Raw genomic sequence first — 496 nt, 5'->3', positions numbered from 1 at the left:
GGAGGAGCTGGGCCGCGAGACGGTCGTCGTCGAGGTCGGCGGCAAGCGCCTGGAGGTCTCCCTGCCGTCCTCGCTGGGCATGTCGCTGGCCCGCACGGGTCTGGCGGCCGGGGCCAAGCCCAAGCGCCGCGCGGCGAAGAAGTCCGGTCCGGTCGCCTCCGGCGACACCCTCGCCTCGCCCATGCAGGGCACGATCGTCAAGATCGCCGTCGAGGAAGGCCAGGAAGTCCAGGAAGGCGACCTGATCGTCGTCCTGGAGGCCATGAAGATGGAACAGCCCCTCAACGCCCACAAGGCCGGCACCGTCAAGGACCTCGACGCCACGGTGGGCGCCTCCGTCACCGCCGGCGCCGTCCTCTGCGAGATCAAGGACTGAACCGTGGCAGTGTCCAAGCAAGTGCGGCGTCTGGACCGGGTGATCATCCGGTTCGCGGGGGACTCGGGTGACGGGATGCAGCTCACCGGGGACCGGTTCACCTCGGAGACCGCTTCGTTC

1 protein-coding gene is annotated in these 496 nt (G+C 69.6%); it reads left to right on the top strand.

Going from position 1 to position 496, the window contains the following annotated elements:
- The coding region (locus IG05_RS0141085; RefSeq protein WP_030349188.1) for an acetyl-CoA carboxylase biotin carboxyl carrier protein subunit at positions 1-376 on the top strand (376 nt) is incomplete at its 5' end.
- Between the last annotated feature and the right edge of the window lie 120 nt (positions 377-496).

Source organism: Streptomyces sp. NRRL S-1022 (assembly GCF_000720135.1).
Taxonomy (GTDB): Bacteria; Actinomycetota; Actinomycetes; order Streptomycetales; family Streptomycetaceae; genus Streptomyces.
Note: the sequence above shows the minus strand (reverse complement) of the source record. Positions and strands in the feature narration are given on the sequence as shown.